Raw genomic sequence first — 19,067 nt, 5'->3', positions numbered from 1 at the left:
CAAGACCTGCCACCGTCGGGCCGTGTCAAACGCGCGCCTGGTTGTCGAAACCAAGAATCCCCAGGGAGCGCACGACCTTGTGGGTCATGTAGCCGGCTTCGTTGGACGAGGCGGAAGCCGCCAGAAAGCCCGTGGAAAGCCAACGGTTGACGGTATCGCCGCTGTCGTTCTTTTCAATGAAGTTGGCGTCGCGGTCGTCCTTGGTCAGCCGCGCGATGCGGTTAAGCGCCTCGTCCCAGCTGATGCGCTTCCATTCGTTGCTGCCCGGCTCGCGCACCTGGGGATAGTGCAGGCGGTTGGGGCTCTGGATGAAGTCGACAAGCCCGGCGCCCTTGGGGCACAGCGTGCCGCGGTTCACCGGATGGTCGGCGTCGCCTTCGACGTGAAAGATATCCTGGCTGACGTTCTTGCCGCCGCTGCCGCGGCTGTAGAGGATGATGCCGCAGCCTACCGAGCAGTAAGGGCAGGTATTGCGCGCTTCCTTGGTGTTGGCCAGTTTGAAATGGCGGATCGACTCGGCATAGGCCGGTTCCGGCGCCATGCCCAGCGCGGCAAGGCTGGATGCCCCGATCCCCGCACCGCAAAACTTGAAAAATTCCCGACGATTCATTTCCATCGCGGACTCTCCTCTCGTTGCTCCCGGTATGCCAGTCCCTGCCGCTCTCTTGGGGGAGCCTGGGCGCAGCGGCCCACCGGATATTGCAACTGTCACTGCCGGGCACGGCGCACCTTGCCGGCATGAACATGAATAGGATGCCGCACGCGCGGCCCTGCTGGTTTGCACATTCAGAATAGCATGCGCTAACGGCTGACACATCGCCCGTTTCGCGCTGGCGTCTCATGCCTTCGTCGTAAAGGGTGCATATTTTACCCGCTTGACGCGACCCCGCTTGCAACTCGCCAACCACCGCGTTAGCTTCGCTATATACTTCACTACATAACGGTACGCTTTCCCCATGCATAACGCGTCTTCGCTGACTTCCCCGCTCCTTTCTTCCTCGCCCTTTTCTTCACTCAAACCGCTGCGCCTGGCGGCCGTCCTCACGGCGCTGGGCGTGGCCGGCGCGGCCCAGGCGGGCACGCTGCACGTCGCCGCCGCGGCCTCCATGACCGACGCCATGAATGACGCCATCGAGGCCTACACCGCCGAACACGAGGCGGTAGATATCGTGCCGGTGTACGCCTCGTCCTCGACGCTTGCCCGCCAGATCGCCAGCGGCTCGCCGGCCGAGGTGTATATCTCCGCCAACCAGAAGTGGATGGACTGGCTCGAAGACGAAGGCGTTGACGTTGCCCAGCGCGTCGACCTGTTGCAAAACCGCCTGGCGCTGGTCGCCCCGGCGGACGAAGCCGGCGACGATTTCACCCCCGGCGAAAGCGGCGAGCTTGCAAGCCTGCTGGATGACGGCGAGCGCCTGGCCGTGGGCGACCCGGCCCACGTCCCCGCCGGCATCTACGCCAAGCAGGCTTTTGAGGCGCTGGGCGAATGGGACGCGCTTGAGCCGCGCCTGGCCCGGGCAAGCGACGTGCGCAGCGCCCTTGCGCTGGTCGAGCGCGGCGAAACCCCCGCCGGCGTGGTCTACCAGACCGACGCCCGGGCAAGCAACGGCGTCGCCACCCTGGGGCTCTTCCCGCTGGAGACCCACGACGCCATTGTCTACCCGGCGGCGCTGATTGACAGTGGAGATAACGACGATGCGGCGGCCTTCCGCGCCTGGCTTGAAGGCAGTCAAGCCATGAGCATCTTTGAAGAACACGGCTTTGCCTCGGCGCTCGATGATTAATCGCTCATTGTTGACCACTCACCTCTAAACCGGGACAAGACCTGATGCTTTCACCGGCGGAATGGGACGCCATCCAGCTCAGCCTGCGCATTGCGCTAAGCGCGGTGGGCTGGATATTGATTCCCGGCATTGCCGTGGCCTGGCTGCTCGCTCGGCGCGAGTTTCGCGGCAAGGCGCTGCTCGACGGCGTGGTTCACCTGCCGCTGGTGCTGCCGCCGGTGGTGATCGGCTATTTGCTGCTGGTCTCCATGGGCCGGCGCGGCGTTATCGGCCAGTGGCTCCACGAGTTTGCCGGCATGTCGCTGCCGTTTACCTGGCAGGGCGCAGCGGTGGCCAGCGGCGTGATGGCCTTTCCGCTGTTTGTCCGCGCGGTGCGGCTTTCGCTTGAAGCGGTGGACCCCAAGCTTGAGGCCGCTGCCCACACCCTGGGGGCCAGCCGCTGGCGGATTTTTCTCACCGTCACGCTGCCTCTTTGCGTCCCCGGGCTGGTCACCGGCACCATGCTGGCCTTTGCCCGGGCGCTATCCGAGTTTGGCGCCACCATCACCTTCGCTTCCAACATCCCCGGCGAAACCCGCACCCTGCCGCTGGCGCTTTACAGCCTGATCCAGACCCCCGGCCAGGAAGCCGCCGCCGCGCGGCTGTGCGTGATCTCGGTGATTATCGCCATGATCTCGCTGGTGGCGTCGGAGTGGCTTTCGCGCAACGCCCGCCGGCGGATGAGCGAGCGCGACGGCCAGGAGGCGACGCCATGACGACCACCGGACTTCAGATCAGCGTTAAAAAGCGCCAGGGCCGCTTTACCCTAGACGCCGATCTCAACCTGCCGGCGAAGGGCGTCAGCGCGCTGTTTGGCGCCTCGGGCAGCGGTAAAACCAGCCTGCTGCGGCTGATCGCCGGGCTGGACAAGCCCGATGCCGGCCACGTCACGCTCGGCGCCCGAGCGCTGGTGGACACCCAGGGCGGCACCTTTCTCCCGCCCAGCCGGCGCCGCATCGGCGTGGTATTTCAGGAGCCCCGGCTGTTCCCCCACTACCGGGTGCGCGGCAACCTCACCTACGGCATGCCGGCCTCGGCCCGCCCGCGCTTTGACGCTATCGTCAAGCTGCTCGGCATCGGCCATCTGCTCGAACGCATGCCCGGCACGCTCTCCGGCGGCGAGGCCCAGCGGGTGTCCATCGGCCGGGCGCTGCTGACCGACCCGGAGCTTTTGCTCATGGACGAGCCGCTTTCGGGGCTTGACGGCGCGCGCAAGCAGGAACTTTTGCACTTCATCCTGACGCTGGTGCGCGACGTGAATATTCCCATCGTCTACATCAGCCACGACCCCCAGGAGCTCACCGCCATTGCCGACCATCTGGTGGTGCTGGAAGACGGCGGCGTGCTGGCAAGCGACGCGCTAGAAAAGGTGCTGCTGCGCGTGGACCTCACCCGCCAGCTGGGCGGCTTTGACGCCGCCTCGATGCTTAACGCCCGGGTGGTCGGCCACGACCGCGACTACGGCCTGACCGAGCTTGCCCTGGACGACGAGCGCCGCCTGACCGTGCCCTTGCACGACGCCCCCGCGGGCACCGCGCTGCGCCTGCGCCTCCCCGCTCGGGACGTAGCGCTGGCGCTCGCCGCCCCGGAGGGCACCAGCTACCGCAACCGGCTTGCCGCCCGGGTGGAAACCATCGCCCCACTCCCCGACGACTCAACCGCCGTCGAGGTGGTCCTCGCGCTTGGCGAGCAGCGCCTGCGCGCCCGGCTGACGCGCAAATCCCGAGACGACATGGGCCTTGAAGAAGGCCAGGCGGTCACCGCGCTGATCCGAAGCGTCGCCTTTGATACGCGCTGGCGATAGGCTGGTGGCCCGTTTTCATTTGCTTGCCCCTGCCAGGAGACTGCCATGGCGGCCACCTCTTCTCACGACACGCCCGCTTCCAACACCCCTGTTCACGAGCCCCTGACGCTTGAGGGCCAGCTGTGGTTCAACGCCGGCGAGCAGCGCTTTGCCAGCCACGGCCGCATGCGGCTGCTGGCCGCCATCGCCGAGACCGGCTCGATTTCCGCCGCCGCCCGAGCCATCAAAATGAGCTACAAGGCCGCCTGGGACGCCGTGGACCAGATGAACAACCTCGCCGGCGAGGCGCTGGTTGAGCGCCACGCCGGCGGCAAGGGCGGCGGCACCACTCGGCTCACCCCCGCGGGCACCAAGCTCGTCGAAGACTTCAAGACCCTCGACGCCCTGCACCGGGACTTCGTCGAACGGCTCAACCGCGAGGCCGAAGGCCTCAGCGAAAACCTGCCACTGTTAAGGAAACTCAGTATGAAAAGCAGCGCACGCAACCAGTTCAGCGGTACCGTTTCCGCCCTCCGCCAGGGCGCGGTCAACGACGAAGTCGAGCTGACCCTGCCCGGCGGCCAGCGGCTTGTCGCCGTAATCACCCAGGAAAGCGCGGCCTCCCTTGGCCTGGCCGAAGGCAGCGAGGCGTTCGCGCTGATCAAGGCGTCATCGGTGATCCTCGCCGTGGAGACCGAGGGCGCCAGCCTGTCAGCGCGCAACTGCCTGGCCGGCACCGTAGAGCGGCTGGTGCCGGGGGCTGTCAACAGCGAAGTGGTGCTTGCGCTTGACGGCGGCGAGCGCCTGGCGGCGATCATCACCAACTCAAGCGTTGCGCACCTGGGCCTTGCCGAAGGCTCACCGGCAAGCGCGATGTTCAAGGCCTCGAGCGTGATTGTCGGCACCCGCTAGCGCCGCCGCCGCGCGGATGTGTCGAATAGTATTGAATATCATTTGCCTCATGCGGTAACGTGCGCAAACATTCCGACTCGAATACCGAGGAAGCGTCGCATGAACCGACACCCGCTCGTTGCCACCGTTTCGCTTGCCGCTTTGATGCCGTTGGCCGCCCAGGCGGCCAACGAGGCCACGCCTGACGCGGTCGTTTCGCACTACGCCGACATCGCCCACGCCACCTACCAGGATTCGCTGACCGCGGCGAAAACGCTCAACGAGCGCATCGATGCGCTGCTGGAAAACCCCACCGTCGAGACCCTGGCCGCCGCTCGCAAGGCCTGGCTTGCCGCCCGGGAGCCCTATCAACAGTCCGAAGTGTTCCGCTTCGGCAACGCCGTGGTCGACGACTGGGAAGGCCAGGTCAACGCCTGGCCGCTGGACGAAGGCATGATCGACTACGTCGAGACCGACGACTACCAGCATGAGCTGGGAAGCGAGGGCGCCACCGCCAACATCGTCGCCAACGACGCCGTCACCGTGGGCAGCAAGGACGTCGACGTAAGCGAGCTGACCCCCGAGGTGCTGGCTGATTTGAACGAGATCGGCGGCTCCGAGGCCAACGTCGCCACCGGCTACCACGCCATCGAGTTTCTCCTTTGGGGCCAGGACCTCAACGGCTTTGACGCCGGCAGCGGCGACCGCCCGGCAAGCGACTACGCCGCCGGCGACGACTGTACCAACGGCCCCTGCGACCGCCGGGGCAAGTATCTCGACGCCGTATCCGACCTGCTGGTCGAAGACCTTGAGTGGATGACCGGGCAGTGGGCCGAGGACCAGGACGACAACTACCGCGCCGAGCTGCTCGCCGAAAGCGACGAAGAAGGCCTGCGCCGCATCCTCTTCGGCTTGGGCTCGCTGTCCCTTGGCGAGCTTGCCGGCGAGCGCATGAAAGTCGCGCTTGAAGCCAACTCCTTTGAAGACGAGCACGACTGCTTCAGCGATAACACCCACAACTCGCACTACTACAACGGCCAGGGCATTCAGAACGTCTACACCGGCACCTACGAGCGCATCGACGGCAGCGTCGTCTCCGGCCCGGCCGTTGCCGACCTGGTGGAACAGGAAAACCCTGAGCTTGCCACCACCCTGCGCGGCCAGCTGGAAACCAGCATGGACAAGCTTAACGTGATCAAGCAGGCCGCCGAAGCCGAGCAGTCGCCCATGGCCTTTGACATGATGATCGCCCCGGGCAACGAAGAAGGCAGTGCGATGATCAACGACGCCATTCTTGCGCTGGTCACCCAGACCGCCTCGCTGGAAAAGGCCGCCGGCGCGCTTGATGTCACCTCGCTGCAGCCGGATACCGCCGGCCACCGCTTCTAGGCGCCGCCTGACTCCCGCTTACTGACAACCGCCCGGTGGCCCCGCCGCCAGGGCGGTTTTTGCCGTCAAGGCCTATACCTCCTGCGAGACAGCCCATGACACCGCACTCTCTGACGCTTCTGGCCGGGCTTGCGCTATCCGGCCTGACGCTCGCCGCCCCCGCTTCCGCTGCCGACGCCGACAAGGCCGGCGGCTACCCGCTGCAAAAGGCGCGGCTCTCCGGGGGCGCCGGCTCGGTGGAGCAGTTCGACCACAACGCCTACTCGCTGCCGCTGGACAACCTGGCGATGACCAAGCGTCTCGACTTCAGCGTGGGCAACAGCTTTTTCCGCAACCCCTGGGTGGTGGCGCCGTCGAGCACCACCGCCCGGGACGGTCTGGGGCCCTTGTTCAACACCAACAGCTGCCAGGGCTGCCACCTGAAGGACGGCCGCGGCCACCCGCCCGAAGGCGACGAGACGCCCATTGCGCTGTTTTTGCGTCTCTCGCTGCCCGCCGACCGGGGCGACGAGAAAACGCTCAGGCAGCTCGGCGTGGTGCCGGTGCCGAGCTACGGCCGCCAGCTGCAGACCGCCGCCATCCCCGGCGCCGAGCCCGAAGGCAAGCTGGTCATCGAGCACGAACCCCGCGAGGTAGCGCTTGAAGGCGGCGAAACGGTCACGCTTCAGGCCCCGCGCTACCGCATCGATAACCCGGCCTACGAGGGGCTTCCCGAGGATCTGGAAACCTCACCCCGGCTGGCCCCGACCATGGTCGGGCTAGGGCTTCTATCCGCCGTTCCCGAAGACGACCTGCTGGCCGCCGCTGACCCGGACGACGCCGACGGCGACGGTATCTCCGGCCGGGTCAATCATGTCTGGGACGAGCGCCGCCAAAAGACCGTGGTGGGCCGCTTCGGCTGGAAGGCCGGCGAGCCCAGCGTCGAGCAGCAGAGCATGCACGCCTTCGCCGGCGACATGGGGCTGACCTCGAGCCTGGCGCCGGCCACCGACTGCGCCGCCGCGCAGAGCTGCGATGAATTCGAAAGCGGCGGCGAGCCCGAGGTCAGCGACAAGATCGCCGACTTCATCACCTTCTACGCCGAAAGCCTGGCCGTGCCCATGCGCCGGAACATGGGCGACGAGGCCGTGGCCCAGGGTGCCAAGCAATTCAACCGGCTGGGCTGTGCGGCCTGCCATACCCCGCGCCAGCAAACCGCCGACGACGCGTCGCGCGCGGCGCTTGCCGGCCAGACCATCTGGCCCTACACCGATCTGCTGATTCACGACATGGGCGAAGGCCTGGCGGACAATCGCGCCGAGTTCGAGGCCTCCGGGCAGGAATGGCGCACCCCGCCGCTGTGGGGCATTGGCCTTGCGCAAACGGTAAACCCCCGAGCGCGCTTTTTGCACGACGGCCGCGCCAGAACGCTACAGGAAGCGGTTCTTTGGCACGGCGGCGAGGCCGAAAACGCCCGGGAGCAGTATCGTCAGCTGCCAAAAGACAAGCGCCAAAGCGTGCTGCGCTTTCTGGAATCTCTGTAACCCCCAGAGCCATTGCAGTTGGAGATAACCAATCGAACCGGGAGCAGGTTAAAGAGAGGGTTCTACGCCATGGATGGCGTAGGTAGCTTCCAGGGACGGATCCATAGCGCCCTCTCGGCGACCTGTTACCGGTTCAATCAACGTAATTAAACCAACTGCGATAGCCCTGCTTTAACTGTCCCCCTTTTTATCAAGGAACCTGCATGGCTCATCCAAGCTCTCTATATCGCGCCGGGCTGGCCGCTGCGCTGCTGCTGGCCGCCGGCACGGCCGGCGCCGACCCGTCCACCCCGCGCGAGCATTGGCACCAAAGCGCCGCGCAGCAGTACGCCGCGTTGACCGACGCCGCCGAAACCCTCGAGCAGGGCGCAGCCGACTACTGCGCCAACCCAGACGACGAGGCCCGCGCGGAGCTCGAAACCGAGTGGCTTGCCGCCTACCGGCGCTGGCAGGCGGTACGCTATATCCAGTTCGGCCCTATTGAGCAGCAAAGCCGGGGCTGGCAGCTGCAGTTCTGGCCCGACGGTAAAAACCTCGTCGGGCGCAAGGTCAAAACCCGGCTGAACGCCGATACGCCGGCGACGCTCGAGGACGTGGAGCAGGCCGGCGTGGCGCTGCAGGGCTTTCCCGCCCTTGAGTACCTTTTGTACGACGACGCCATGGAGAGCGATGCGCTTAAAAGCCCCAACGCCTGCGGGCTTTACCAGGCGGTGAGCACTAATCTGGTAAGCGTCACCCGGGCGCTGGAAGACGACTGGCAGGCGTTCGGCGAGCACTTTGTCGAGACCGACAGCTACACCCATACGCTTTTGCAAAGCGCGATCCAAAGCGTGGAGCTGCTGGAGGAAAAGTGCCTGGCAAGCCCCTTGGGGCTACGCGGCAAGCCGGCCAACCGCTATCGCGCTGAGGCCTGGCGCAGCGGCGAAAGCGTGGCGCTGATGCGGGCAAGCCTTGAGGGTCTGAAAGATGGCCTGATGCGGGGCTTGACGGCGCTGCTCGAAAGCCGCGGCCACGCCGAGCTTGTGCAAAAGCTGGAAAAGCAGATGAACGAAGTCATCGCCCGGGCAAATACGCTGCCCGACGGCCTGGCTCCGGCTATCGAGGACGAGGCCTCTGACCTTGATAAAAAAGCCGCCTTTGCCGACTTCCAGGGCTTTTACGTCCAGGTAAGCCAGCTGCGTCGGCTGCTCGCCCGGGACGTCGCCGCCGCCACCGGGCTGCGCCGGGGCTTTAACTCAAGCGACGGAGACTGAACCATGGCCGTCAATCAATCACGCCGCCGCCTGCTCGCCGCCGGTGCCGGGGCGCTCGCGCTGCCGGCGCTTCCGTCTATTGCCTGGGCGCTGCCCGGGCGGGAAAGCGCCGACTGGCTGTTCAGCGCGGTGGATGACGCTAAGGGCCGCCACTGCATCGCCGGCATTACGCCAAACGGCGAACGCCACTTTACCCTAAGCATTCCCGAGCGCTGCCACGGCGGCTGCCTGTCGCCCACGGCGTCCCGGGCGGTGGTGTTTGCCCGCCGGCCGGGGCAGCACTTCTACGTGGTGGACGGCGAGGCGCAAGAGGTGAGCCATCGAGTCGCCGCCGGCGAGGGCCATCATTTTTACGGCCACGGCGTGTTCGAGCCCACCGGACGCTACCTTTACGTCACCGCCAACCGGCTGGAAGACGCCATGGGGCTTATCCGGGTCTACGACGCCGAGGACGACTACCGCCACCGGCGCGATATCGAGCTTGACGGCATCGGCCCCCACGAGATCCGCCTGCTGCCCGACGGCAACACTCTGGCGGTGGGGCTTGGCGGTATCAAGACTCACCCGGACTACGGCCGGGTCAAGCTCAACCTGGGTGAGATGGACCCGGCGCTGTTGCTGGTCAACCGCCACAGCGGCAAGGTCACCGCCCGCCACCGTCCGACCCACCACCAGCTCAGCTGCCGGCACCTGGACGTCGCCGCCGACGGCACGGTGATCGCCGGCTATCAGTTTCAGGGGCCGGAATGGGAAACCCACCCGCTGCTCTGCCGGCTGGGGTCTGACGGCACCTTTAGCGAGCTTTCGCTTGATGACGCGCTGACCGCGAGCCTTCAGCAGTACACCGCAAGCGTCGCCGTTAGCCGAAGCCGGCCGCTGGCGCTGGTGACCGCCCCCCGAGGCCACAAGGTGCTGCTGCTCGACCACCAGAGCGGCGAGCTTTTGGCCGCATACACCCTGCCCGACGCCGCCGGCGCCCGCTGCGACGGCGCGGGTGGCTTTATGGTGTCGTCCGGGCGCGGCGGGCTTTACCGCATTACCCCGGGCGATCCCGAGGCCAAAGCGCTTGCCGATTTGCCCCTGCACTGGGACAACCACCTGACCTGATCCCGCCTTTCTTCCTCCCTCCGACCTCGCCGAGGCGTCAATCGTCCGCCGGCTGCTCGGCCAGCTGGCGGCGGATAAGATCGCCCAGCCGTCGCGCCGGCTCCGAGGGGCGGTGGGGCGCCCAGTGCAGCGCCAGCTCAATGCTCGGCAGCGCCGGCAGGCCGCTCGACTCATCCAGCGGCTTGAGCATGGGCGTGAGCATGCTGCGGGTAATCACCACGATAGCAAGGCCCGCCATTACCAGCGGCGCAAGACCGCTCATGGACTGGCTGGTATAGGCCACCTGCCACTGCCGCCCGGCGGCTTCCAACGACTGCTCGGCCACCTCGCGAAAAACGTCCGCCCCGCGGGAATACAGCGCCAGCGGCAGCGGATCGCGCAGCAGCGGCTGGTGCTGCAGCCCCACCGCCCAGAGAAGCGGCTCCCGACGGATTACCTCGCCGCCCGGCGAGTTGCGCTGGCGGGTGACCAGCACTAGATCCAGCTCGTCGCGTTTCACCCGGGTCACCAGATCCGCGCTGGTGCCGCAGATCACCTCCAGCGTCACGCCAGGATAGAGCTGATGAAAGTAGCTGAATACCGCCGGCAGCAGCAGCGCGTAGTCTTCGGGGATCCCCAGACGCAGCCCGCCGCTCACCTGGCGGGCCTGCATGTCCTGCCAGGCGTCGTCGTTCACCGCCAGCAGGCGCCGAGCGTGGGTCAGCAGCCGCTCGCCTTCGGCGGTCACCTTGAGCGTGCGCCCCACGCGCTCGTGCAGCGTCACGTCGAGCTGCGCTTCCAGGCGCTTTAGCTGCATGCTCACCGTGGACTGGGTGTAGGACAGCCGCCGCGCCGCGGCGGTAACGCTGCCGGTATCGGCCACCGCCACCAGGGTACGCAGCAGGGTGAGATCAAACGTAGGGGCACGCATGGTGTCTCCTGGTCAACAAACATCACAAAGCTTGATCAATACTATCAAAAACTATCGATTTTATGATGTTTTCTTCAGGGCTATGCTACGAGAGTAACGTTCAAGGCAAGGAGCTTTCGTATGCATCAAATTCATCTCTTTACGCTTCGTCATTTCAGCGTTGCCGCTGCGTTAGTTGCCGTTGTGCTCTGGAGCTCTGCCCCGCTGCTGGCCGAGCAGGCGCTTGACCTTGCCCCGCTGCCACTGGCCGCGCTGACGCTGCTGGCCGGGGCGCTTGCTACCCTGCCGCTCACCCGGCGCGAGCCCACCGGCCACCTGAGCCCGAGCTGGCGCGCGGCTATCTGGCTTGGGCTTCCGCTGCTGACCACCGGCGCGGTGAGCAGCTACTTCATCGGCATGCGCCTGGCGCCGGCGTCAGACGCGGCCCTGATCACCTACACCTGGCCGGTGCTGTTTATCCTGCTCAGCCAGTGGCTCACCTTCGGCAAAGTCCGCTTTGCCAGCGTGCTGGGGGCCATGATTGCCTTTGCCGGTGCCGCCCTGCTGATGGTCCCCGAAGCGGGCAGCGGCCAGAGCGGCTCGCTCGCCGGCTACGGCTTTGCCCTGCTGGCGGCGGTGTGCTGGGCGCTGTATTCCTGGCTCTGCCAGGCCACACCGGTCACGCTGACGCCTTTGATGCCGCGCATCCTGCTGATCGCCAGCGTCATTACCGCGGCGGCAGCGCTGCCGTTTGCCCAAGGCAGCTTTACCCTGCCCGACCACGGCACCCTGCTGGCCGGCATCGCCATCGGCCTGGGGCCGTTCGGCATCGCCATGGTGGCCTGGGACAAGGCCCTGCGGTTGGGCAAGGCGAGCGTCATCGGTAGCCTGGCCTACGGCGTGCCGGTGCTGGCCGCGGCGTTTCTGGTGCTCGCCGGCATGAGCGTGCTCGACTGGCGCCTGCCCATTGCCGGGGCGCTGGTGGTCGGCGGCTGCCTGCAGGCGAGCCGCCGCTAGTTCGGCTTTCGAGACGCGGGGCGGCTGCCGCGACGTGAAGCGCTGCGGGCCGCCGAGTAGCGGCGCAGGGCATAGAGCAGCACAGCCCCCAGCGCCAGCCCGCCCAGCGCCCAGAGTATGTCGCTATGATCCTTGGCGGTAGCCAGCGCCCCGAGCTGGCTGCCCAGCAGCGTCACCCCGGCAAGCCCGGGTACGATACCCAGGATCGAGCCAAACATGTACTCGCGAAATCGCAGATGAAAGGCGCCAGCCATCATGTTGGTCAGGGTAAAGGGCGCCAGCGGCAGCAGATTGACGATGACCATGGCGCGCACGCCGCGCCCGGCCAGATAGCGCGACAGGCCGTTCAGGCGCCGGCCGCCGTAGTGCAAAAGCGCCTCCCGCCCCAGCCAGCGCCCCACCGCGTAAGACACCACGGACGAGCACAGCGTCCCCAGAGCGGCATAGGCAAAGCCCCACAGCGGGCCAAACGCCAGGCCGGTGACCGCTACCAGAATACTCAGCGGAAACATCACCAAAAGCGCTGCCACGTAAACCCCGGCCACGGCGATAAACGCCCAGGGGGCATCTCGCCACTGCGGCGTAAGCGCCACCCAGTCGCGCACCCGCGACACCGTCAACACGTCGTGCATCGCCAGCCATTGCCACAGCCCGGTAAGCGCCAGCAGCAGCAGCAGCGTACCCAGCGCGATGGTGAGCGATCGTTTCATGGTGTCTCTACCTCAGTGGCCGTGGCGTGGATCGCCGGGGCCGCCCGCAGCGGGCAAGCCCACGGCATTTCATGCTATGTTTTGCGGCATTATCTGCCCGCTCGAGGAGACCCAAGCGCGTGCGACGCCAGCGACTCATCCCGTGGATTTTCTATCTTAACCTGACGCTGATTGCGGCTCTGCTGGGCTACAAGGTGTATCTCAATTTTTTTGAGCAGAATTTTGCCGCCAACCATGCGGTCCAGGTCGAGGAAATAGAAGCGCTGCTGGATAACAAGGCGCACTACCGCTTTGCCGTGCTGGGCAATATCAACAATTCCGTGGGGATTTTCGAGCGCAAGATCGTGCCGCTGCTCAACGACGGCAACTACGACTTCGTCGTCTCGGCGGGCAATGCCGTCTCCAGCGGCGGCGAGGACAAGTACCGAGCGCTGTTTGGCACCCTTTCCCGGCTGGACATGCCCTACCTGCTGACGTTTGGTCCCCACGAAGAAAGCCGCATCGGCGGGTTCCGCTTCTACGACCACTTCGGCCCCTACCACTTCAGCTTCGCCGCCGGCAACACGCGCTTTACCTTCCTCGACAGCACCGGCACCACCGGCTACGGCTGGCAGCAGCGCTGGCTCGACGAGCTGCTTGGCACCTCGCGCGCGGCCAACCACTTCGTCTTCAGCGCCTATCCGCTGTATCCGGTGGACTATTCCGGCCTGTTGCGCCTGGACGACGACTACCTGTTTCCCGACTCCCTGCGCCGGGCCTTTACCCGGCTGATGGAAGACGCCGGCGTCGACGCGGTGTTCTCAAGCGAACTTGCTCTGTTCGACCGCCAGACCCACAGCGGCACCGACTACGTGGTCACCGGCGGTGCCGGCGGGCTGGTGCTCAACCGCGGACGCAGCCGCTACCACTTTGTCGCCGTGGAGGTGGACGGCGAGCGCGTTACCATCGAGGAAAAGCCCCTGGATATCGGCCAGCACCCGTTCTGGCGCACCGTCGAGAGCCTGTGGTTTTTCATCTATTCGCTGTTTTACGTGGGCTACCTCAATTTCATTCTGCTGGTGGCCGTACTGGTGGCCGTCGCGCTCTGGCTGCACCGGCGGATTTTCACCGAACCCGACTACTACCCGGACTTTGACATCGACCCGGACGCCGACGACGGCACGCCCCTGCGCACGGCCATGTTCACCAACAACTACCTGCCGTTCATCGGCGGCGTGCCCATTTCCATCGAGCGCCTCAAGCGCGGGCTTGAGGCCCTGGGGCACCCGGTCATGGTGGTCGCCCCGCGCTACGGCAGCCCGCCGGCGGAAGGCGAAGACGACGTGCTGCGCCTGCGCTCCCTGCTACCGCTGGGCAAGCACCAGGAGTTTCGCCTGGCCAATATCTTCAGCCCGCGCATGGCGTCCCGGGTGCGCGCCTTTACCCCGACTCTGATCCACGTCCATCACCCGTTCTGGATCGGCCGGGCCGGCCAGCTGCTCGGCCGACTGCTCGGCGTGCCGGTGGTCTACACCTACCACACCCGCCTGGAGCACTACGCCCACTACGTGCCGCTGCCCGGGCCGCTGTTTCGCAACTTCATCTCCCACGCGCTGGTCAAGCGCTTTGCCAACGGCTGCGACGTCGTCATCGTGCCGACAAGCTCGGTGGAAGAGTACCTGCGCCTCATCGGGGTGAAAAAGCCGATTTTCGTCCAGCCTACGGGTATCGAATACGAGCGCTTTGCCCGTGTCGACGCCGAGGCGGTGACGGCGCTCAGGGCGCGCCACAGCCTTGCCGGCAAGCGCGTGCTGGTGTCGATTTCACGCCTGAGCCAGGAGAAAAACGTCGACTTTCTCCTCGACGGCCTGCGCCTTTTGCACGATAGCGGCGAGCACGACGCCCACCTGCTGCTGGTGGGCGAAGGCCACGACCGCCGCCGCCTTGAAGCCCGGATTGACGCGCTCGGCCTCACCGAACACGTCACCCTGGCCGGTGCGGTGCCCCCGACGGAGATTCCGCTGTACTGCCACGCCGCCGAGCTGTTCGTCTTCGCCTCGCGCTCGGAAACCCAGGGCATGGTGGTGCTTGAGGCCATGGCCGCCGGCCTGCCGGTGGTGGTGATCCGCTCAAGCGGCATCGAGGATATCGTCAGCCAGGGCAGCAACGGCCACAAGACACCGCCTGACCCCCAGGCCTGGAGCCGGGCGGTGGCCGAGCTACTGAATGATGCCGACAAGCGCCGGCGCATGGGGCGCCAGGCGGCGGACTTTGCTGCCGGCCACCGCATCGAGCACTTCGCCCGGAGCGTGCTTCGCGCCTACCGCTACGCGCTGGCCGTCAAGCGCAAGCGCGATCGCGATCACCGCGGCTCGGACAGCAGCCGCTAGTCCGCTTCGGAGTCGGCGGCAATACGGAACCAGACCGCATACAGCGCGGGCACAAACAACAGCGTGATCAGCGTGCCCGCGGCCACGCCGCCGATGAGCACAAAGGCCAGCGGCCCCCAGAAGCTGTCCAGGGTCAGGGGGATAAAGGCAAAGATCGCCGCCAGCGCGGTGAGCACCACCGGCCGGGCGCGCTGGACGCCGGCCTCTACCACGGCGTCGTGCAGCGCCATGCCGTGCTGCTGATTGTCCGCCACCTGCTGGGTCAGAATCAGGGTGTTGCGCATGAGGATGCCGGCAAGCCCAATAAGCCCCAGCATGGCGACAAAGCCGAAAGGCTGGCCAAACAGCAACAGCGCTCCCACCGCGCCGATCAGCCCCAGCGGAGCCGTCGCCACCACCATGAAGGTCCCGGCGAAGGAGCGCATCTGCAGCATGATGAACGTCAGCATGAGAATGACCATCAGCGGCTGCAGCACGGTGATCGAGGCCTCGGCCTTGTCCGACTGCTCCACCGAACCGCCGATCTCCAGCCGGTAGCCCTCGGGCAGGCCGGCGCGCAGCTCGGCAAGCGACGCCCAGACGTCACCGCTGACGTCCTTGGCCTGGGCCCCTTCCACCTCGGCGTAGACCGCCACAAACGGCTCGCGGTTGTAGCGCTTGATCACCGGCTGCTCGAACGACACTTCCAGCTCGCCCAGCTGAGCCAGCGGCACGCGCTTGCCGTCCCGGGTCTGCACCTCGAGGCTTTCCAGCGTTTCCACGTCGCTCGCCGCCGCGCGGCCCACGGCCGGCGCCAGGCGAATGCCGTCGCGCAGCTGGGTAATGGTGACGCCGTCGAGCTGGAACTGCAGCTGGCGTGCCACGTCGTCCGGGGAAAGCCCCAGCAGGCTCAGCCGGTGGCTGTCCATGCCTAAGCGCACTACCGGCACCCGGCCGTCCCAGGCCAGGTGCGGGTCCCGGGTCGCCGGATGGTGCGCAAAGACGTCGCGCACGTCGTGGGCGATATCGCGCAGCCGGTCGGGCTCGGGCCCCAGCACGCGCACGCTCACCGGCCACTCCACCGGCGGGCCGTAGAGCAGGGTTTGCACCCGCACCCGGGCCTCGGGAAACTCGCCGTCATCGACGTGCTGATTCAGCGTCTCGATCAGCGCGTCCCGGGCCTCGATATCATCGGCTACGGCGATCAGCTCGGCAAAGGCCGGGTTGGGCTGCTCGGGGCTTGCGGAGATGAAAAACCGCGGCGCGCCGCGCCCTACGTAGGCGGAAAGCGAGGCTACGCCGTCGGCCTGATCCACCAGCGTTTCCAGCCGTTGCGCGGTGGCGTCGGTGGCCTCGATGGAGGTGCCTTCGGGATGGTCGATGCTCACCAGCACCTCCAGGCGGTCGGAGCTGGGGAAAAACTGCTGCTCCACCGGCCCGAGCATACCCAGGATAGCCAGCAGCAACAGCGCCAGAGTGCCGCCCACCACGGTTTTGCGATAGCGCACGCAGGCGCTAACGCCCCGCCGCAGGCGGCGATAGTGGGCAGACTGGTAGGCGTTTTCCTCGGTAGTGGCGTTTTTATGCCGCGCGGGCATCAGCTTGACGCCCAGATAGGGGGTGAACACCACCGCCACCAGCCAGGACAGCGGCAGCGCGATGGCCAGCACCCAGAAGATATTACCGGCGTACTCGCCGACGTTGGAACGGGCAAAGCCGATGGGTACAAAGCCGGCCACGGTGACCAGGGTGCCGAAAAGCATCGGCGCGGCGGTGACTTTCCAGGCGTGGGCGGCCGCGTTCACACGGTCCCAGCCCTGCTCCATCTTCACCATCATCATCTCGATGGCGATGATGGCGTCGTCCACCAGCAGCCCCAGGGCGATAATCAGCGCGCCCAGGCTCACCCGGTCGAGGTTGATGCCCATAGCCTTCATCACCACAAAGGTCATCGACAGCGTCACCGGAATGGCGATGCCCACCACCACGCCGGCGCGAAGCCCCACGGCGATCATGGTCACCAGCATGACCACCACCACCGCGACGAAAAACTTCACCTGGAAGAGATTGACCGCTCCGGCGATGGCGTCGGCCTGGTTGGTCATCACGTCAAGCGAAATGCCCAGCGGCAGGCGCGCGCGCTCCCGGGCCCAGAAGTCGTCCAGCCGCTCGCCGAGCTCCAGGCCGTTTTCGCCCTCGCGCATGACCACGCCCAGCAGCAGCGCGTCCTTTTCAAAGGCGCGCACCATGAAGTCCGGCGGGTCTTCATAGCCGCGCGACACCTCGGCGATATCGCCCAGGCGAATCAGCTCGTCGTCGATGCGCAGCGGCACGTCGGCAAGCACCTCGGGGTCGGAGACGTCGTTGCCCAGGCGCAGATATACCCGGGGCCCGGCAGTTTCCAGATAGCCCGCGGGCAGCAGCTTGTTATGCGCCTCGATAGCGTCAAACACGTCCTGGGGGGCGATCCCCAGGCTCTGCAGCCTGCCGATGTCAAAATCGATCTGCACGCGCTCGTCGCGCTCGCCCAACACCTCGGCGCGGTTGACCCCCTCCACTCGCTGCAGGCGGTCGCGGATGCCCTCGGTTTCGCGCAGCATCTCGCGCATGGAAAGCTCGGGCGCGGTGAGCGCCACCAGCGAGAAGTAGACGTCGCCGAAGTCTTCGTTGATGATCGGCCCGACCACGCCATCGGGCAGGTCGCCGGCGACGTCCTGCATGCGCCGGCGCACCTGATAAAAGCGCTGGGGAACGACCTCGCCGGGGGTGGATTCCTCGAATTCGATCTGCATGTCCGCCCGCCCCGGGCGAATCGTGGTTTCCACCCGGTCGACGTTATCCACGGCCTGGATCTGCTTTTCCAGCGGGTCGGCGACGTGGTTTTGCACCTCTTCCGGGGTGGCGCCGGGCCACACCGCGGACACCATCATCACGCGCATAGTGAAGTCCGGGTCTTCCGCCCGGCCCATGGAAACGAAGGCGTAAAGCCCCGACGCCAAGGCAATCAGCAAAAAGAACAGCGTCACCGAGCGCTCGCGCACCGCAAGCGCCGACAGGTTGGGAAAGCTCACGGCGCCGGCTCCTCTATCTCCCCTTTCTCTTCTTTCTGCCCTTTCTCTACTACCGCTTCGCGCCTGGCGGCGGCGCTCTGCTCAAGCGCCCTGACCGGCATCCCCGGGCTCAACAGATGGGTGCCCAGCGCAATGACCGCCATGCCTTCCTCCAGCGCCTCGCCGCTGATCAGCGCCCGGTCGCGCCCCACCCGGGCGACGCTTACGTTAAGTGCGCGGGCCTTGCCGTCCACCAGGTGCCACACCTGGGCGCCTTCGCCGCGCTCGTCCACGGCGGCTACCGGCACGCGGTATAGCCGGGGCGAGTCGGACGCCGTCGCCAGCCGGGCGGCTGCGGTCTCAAAGCGGGTTTTGACCACCTCGCCAAGGCCTACTGCCTCGGGAAGCTCGTCTGCCAGCCGGTAGCGCGCCTGCCAGGTACGGCTGGCCGGGTCCACCGAGCCGGAAACCTCGCGGCGCTCAAGAGCAATACGCCGGTCATCCAGCAAAAGCTCGCCGGTGGCCGGCGGGCGCACGTCCGAAGGAAACGCCACCTCGACTTCTCGGGGGCCGGCCTTGGCCAGCCGCGCCACCGGATGGCCGGCGTCCACTACCTGACCCGGCTCGCCGCTGACCCGGGTGAGCAGGCCGTCGGCTTCGGCGCGCAGGGCGGCGTGCTCAAGCGCGGTTTTTGCCTGCTCCACCCGCGTGCGGGCGGCCGCCTGCTCGGTGTCGGACTGCTTGGCCGAGAGCTTGGCGCGATCAAACGCCTGGCGGCTGAGATAGTCGCGCTCAAACAGCTTGCGGTCGCGCGCTAGATCAGACTGAGCGACCGCTGCCGAGGCGCTGGCCGAGGCCAGCTCGGCCTGGGCGGCGGTCAATGACTGGCGCAGGTCGCTGTCGTCGAGGGTAAAAAGCACGTCCCCCTGGGCTACCCGCTGGCCCGAGTCCACTCGGCGGGTGACGATCTGGCCGCTGACCCGAAACGCCTGGGGCGTTTCGTAACGGGCGCGAACCACCCCGGTCAGGCGGATAACGGGCGCGGTCACCGCGGCGACCGGTGCGGTCTTGACGCGCCGGACAGCGGCATCGCCACCGTTTGTCGTCGCATCACCGCAGCCCGCCAGCAGCAGCGCGGCACACAAAAAAGCAGCTAGTTGGCGCATGGAAATCTCTCGGGGCTGGCTTGAGTCGAAGGCTCAAGAATAAATCAAACGCTTGTTTATTGACATGCTCAAGGGCCATACCCGGCCGGGCAAGTCAGGCGCACGCCCGGGGTGGTTC

General features: G+C 66.5%; 15 protein-coding genes. 10 read left to right on the top strand and 5 right to left on the bottom strand.

What is annotated here, in order from left to right; all coding sequences use genetic code 11:
* Positions 1-25: 25 nt before the first annotated feature.
* Positions 26-616 (bottom strand): molybdopterin-dependent oxidoreductase, encoded by a 591-nt coding sequence (locus ACZ46Y_RS02550; protein WP_464380068.1) that lies wholly within the window; start codon positions 614-616, stop codon positions 26-28.
* 340 nt (positions 617-956) lie between these two features.
* Here ACZ46Y_RS02550 and modA point away from each other — a divergent pair, with 340 nt between their 5' ends.
* The 8 genes from modA (at position 957) to ACZ46Y_RS02510 (ending at position 9,769) form a co-directional block, all read left to right on the top strand.
* Positions 957-1,784 carry a molybdate ABC transporter substrate-binding protein gene (modA, locus tag ACZ46Y_RS02545; protein ID WP_311956410.1) on the top strand — a complete coding sequence of 276 codons (828 nt, stop codon included), beginning with the start codon at positions 957-959 and terminating at the stop codon, positions 1,782-1,784.
* Positions 1,785-1,828: 44 nt separating this feature from the next.
* Positions 1,829-2,539, top strand: a complete 711-nt coding sequence (gene modB / locus ACZ46Y_RS02540) for a molybdate ABC transporter permease subunit (protein ID WP_311956409.1) — start codon at positions 1,829-1,831, stop codon at positions 2,537-2,539.
* On the top strand, positions 2,536-3,627 hold the full coding sequence (gene modC / locus ACZ46Y_RS02535) for a molybdenum ABC transporter ATP-binding protein (protein WP_311956408.1): 1,092 nt from the start codon (positions 2,536-2,538) through the stop codon (positions 3,625-3,627). The genes modB and modC overlap by 4 nt, the downstream gene beginning before the upstream one ends.
* Before the next feature lie 45 nt (positions 3,628-3,672).
* On the top strand, positions 3,673-4,518 hold the full coding sequence (locus tag ACZ46Y_RS02530) for a TOBE domain-containing protein (RefSeq protein WP_311956407.1): 846 nt from the start codon (positions 3,673-3,675) through the stop codon (positions 4,516-4,518).
* A 99-nt stretch (positions 4,519-4,617) separates the two neighbouring features.
* Positions 4,618-5,886: an imelysin family protein gene (locus ACZ46Y_RS02525; RefSeq protein ID WP_311956406.1), complete on the top strand. Its 1,269-nt coding sequence runs from the start codon at positions 4,618-4,620 to the stop codon at positions 5,884-5,886.
* Positions 5,887-5,981: 95 nt separating this feature from the next.
* A complete protein-coding gene (locus ACZ46Y_RS02520) occupies positions 5,982-7,409 on the top strand; it encodes a di-heme oxidoreductase family protein (protein ID WP_311956405.1) in 1,428 nt (475 codons plus the stop codon).
* 203 nt (positions 7,410-7,612) lie between these two features.
* Complete coding sequence (locus ACZ46Y_RS02515) at positions 7,613-8,662, top strand: imelysin family protein (RefSeq protein ID WP_311956404.1); 1,050 nt, start codon at positions 7,613-7,615, stop codon at positions 8,660-8,662.
* A 3-nt stretch (positions 8,663-8,665) separates the two neighbouring features.
* Positions 8,666-9,769, top strand: a complete 1,104-nt coding sequence (locus ACZ46Y_RS02510) for a DUF1513 domain-containing protein (protein WP_311956403.1) — start codon at positions 8,666-8,668, stop codon at positions 9,767-9,769.
* Positions 9,770-9,806: 37 nt separating this feature from the next.
* Here the strand turns inward: ACZ46Y_RS02510 and ACZ46Y_RS02505 are convergent, their stop codons facing one another.
* Positions 9,807-10,679: a LysR substrate-binding domain-containing protein gene (locus tag ACZ46Y_RS02505; RefSeq protein ID WP_311956402.1), complete on the bottom strand. Its 873-nt coding sequence runs from the start codon at positions 10,677-10,679 to the stop codon at positions 9,807-9,809.
* Between the two features lie 120 nt (positions 10,680-10,799).
* Between ACZ46Y_RS02505 and ACZ46Y_RS02500 the strand changes: the two genes are divergently transcribed.
* Entirely contained in the window at positions 10,800-11,675 is an 876-nt protein-coding gene (locus ACZ46Y_RS02500) for a DMT family transporter (RefSeq protein ID WP_311956401.1), read from the top strand.
* Here the strand turns inward: ACZ46Y_RS02500 and ACZ46Y_RS02495 are convergent.
* Positions 11,672-12,385: a TVP38/TMEM64 family protein gene (locus ACZ46Y_RS02495; RefSeq protein WP_311956400.1), complete on the bottom strand. Its 714-nt coding sequence runs from the start codon at positions 12,383-12,385 to the stop codon at positions 11,672-11,674. The two genes, ACZ46Y_RS02500 and ACZ46Y_RS02495, sit on opposite strands and share 4 nt — an antisense overlap.
* A gap of 119 nt (positions 12,386-12,504) precedes the next feature.
* Between ACZ46Y_RS02495 and ACZ46Y_RS02490 the strand changes: the two genes are divergently transcribed.
* Positions 12,505-14,754 (top strand): glycosyltransferase, encoded by a 2,250-nt coding sequence (locus ACZ46Y_RS02490; protein WP_311956399.1) that lies wholly within the window; start codon positions 12,505-12,507, stop codon positions 14,752-14,754.
* Here the strand turns inward: ACZ46Y_RS02490 and ACZ46Y_RS02485 are convergent.
* Together ACZ46Y_RS02485 and ACZ46Y_RS02480 are read right to left on the bottom strand one after the other, a co-directional pair.
* Positions 14,751-17,804 (bottom strand): efflux RND transporter permease subunit, encoded by a 3,054-nt coding sequence (locus tag ACZ46Y_RS02485; RefSeq protein WP_311956398.1) that lies wholly within the window; start codon positions 17,802-17,804, stop codon positions 14,751-14,753. The two genes, ACZ46Y_RS02490 and ACZ46Y_RS02485, sit on opposite strands and share 4 nt — an antisense overlap.
* Positions 17,801-18,949 (bottom strand): efflux RND transporter periplasmic adaptor subunit, encoded by a 1,149-nt coding sequence (locus tag ACZ46Y_RS02480; protein ID WP_311956397.1) that lies wholly within the window; start codon positions 18,947-18,949, stop codon positions 17,801-17,803. The genes ACZ46Y_RS02485 and ACZ46Y_RS02480 overlap by 4 nt, the downstream gene beginning before the upstream one ends.
* Positions 18,950-19,067 lie beyond the last annotated feature (118 nt).

The sequence above is a fragment of the Halomonas garicola genome (genome assembly GCF_055382465.1).
This window is presented reverse-complemented; position numbering and strand designations above follow the sequence as displayed.

Excerpts from the sequence above, each read along its gene's own strand:
- ACZ46Y_RS02550 (WP_464380068.1), bottom strand. The coding sequence starts at position 616 with ATGGAAATGAATCGTCGGGAATTTTTCAAGTTTTGCGGTGCGGGGATC.
- modA (WP_311956410.1), top strand. The coding sequence starts at position 957 with ATGCATAACGCGTCTTCGCTGACTTCCCCGCTCCTTTCTTCCTCGCCC.
- modB (WP_311956409.1), top strand. The coding sequence starts at position 1,829 with ATGCTTTCACCGGCGGAATGGGACGCCATCCAGCTCAGCCTGCGCATT.
- modC (WP_311956408.1), top strand. The coding sequence starts at position 2,536 with ATGACGACCACCGGACTTCAGATCAGCGTTAAAAAGCGCCAGGGCCGC.
- ACZ46Y_RS02530 (WP_311956407.1), top strand. The coding sequence starts at position 3,673 with ATGGCGGCCACCTCTTCTCACGACACGCCCGCTTCCAACACCCCTGTT.
- ACZ46Y_RS02525 (WP_311956406.1), top strand. The coding sequence starts at position 4,618 with ATGAACCGACACCCGCTCGTTGCCACCGTTTCGCTTGCCGCTTTGATG.
- ACZ46Y_RS02520 (WP_311956405.1), top strand. The coding sequence starts at position 5,982 with ATGACACCGCACTCTCTGACGCTTCTGGCCGGGCTTGCGCTATCCGGC.
- ACZ46Y_RS02515 (WP_311956404.1), top strand. The coding sequence starts at position 7,613 with ATGGCTCATCCAAGCTCTCTATATCGCGCCGGGCTGGCCGCTGCGCTG.
- ACZ46Y_RS02510 (WP_311956403.1), top strand. The coding sequence starts at position 8,666 with ATGGCCGTCAATCAATCACGCCGCCGCCTGCTCGCCGCCGGTGCCGGG.
- ACZ46Y_RS02505 (WP_311956402.1), bottom strand. The coding sequence starts at position 10,679 with ATGCGTGCCCCTACGTTTGATCTCACCCTGCTGCGTACCCTGGTGGCG.
- ACZ46Y_RS02500 (WP_311956401.1), top strand. The coding sequence starts at position 10,800 with ATGCATCAAATTCATCTCTTTACGCTTCGTCATTTCAGCGTTGCCGCT.
- ACZ46Y_RS02495 (WP_311956400.1), bottom strand. The coding sequence starts at position 12,385 with ATGAAACGATCGCTCACCATCGCGCTGGGTACGCTGCTGCTGCTGCTG.
- ACZ46Y_RS02480 (WP_311956397.1), bottom strand. The coding sequence starts at position 18,949 with ATGCGCCAACTAGCTGCTTTTTTGTGTGCCGCGCTGCTGCTGGCGGGC.